This window comes from Vibrio sp. 2033 (assembly GCF_033339735.1).
Genome location: NZ_JAWOVC010000465.1, coordinates 1 through 633, shown reverse-complemented (window position 1 = coordinate 633; position 633 = coordinate 1). Strand labels below are relative to the sequence as shown.

At 48.8% G+C, this 633-nt stretch carries 1 protein-coding gene; it reads left to right on the top strand.

From position 1 onward, the window contains the following. Nucleotides 1-104: 104 nt before the first annotated feature. Nucleotides 105-633 (top strand): sugar-binding domain-containing protein (locus tag R7P74_RS27225; RefSeq protein ID WP_336624122.1); only part of this gene is annotated, 529 nt, incomplete at its 3' end.

Below are 633 nucleotides of genomic sequence, written 5' to 3'. Positions count from 1 at the left end.
ATTTTTCACAATACATCGGCCGTTATTTTTGCACTGATGTTGAGCCGCGATGAAACCAATCCGCACTCCAACATAAGCGCACCAAGCCGAGGGGAGATCAAAACGTGAACAATTGGGAAAACTTCCAACACTTACACGAGAATCGTATGGCACCGCGTGCGTACTTTTTCTCCTACGACTCTGTTCAGAGCGCACAAACCTTTCAACGTGAACTGAGTCGCCGCTTTATGTTGCTCAGCGGCCAATGGACATTCCGTTATTTCACCAACCCAATGTTGGTACCTGATGAGTTTTACTCACAAACAATGAACGACTGGGGACACATTACCGTCCCAAACATGTGGCAAATGGAAGGCCACGGCGATCTGCAATACACCGATGAAGGCTTCCCATTCCCGATCGACGTCCCGTTTGTACCAACCGACAACCCAACGGGCGCTTATCAACGCACATTTACACTTGGTCCACAGTGGGATAACCAACAAACCATCATCAAGTTCGATGGCGTGGAAACCTACTTTGAAGTGTACGTAAACGGCGAGTACGTCGGCTTTAGTAAAGGCAGCCGACTCACAGCGGAATTCGACATTTCCAAGTTCGTCCAACAAGGCGAAAACTTGCTGTCTGTACGCG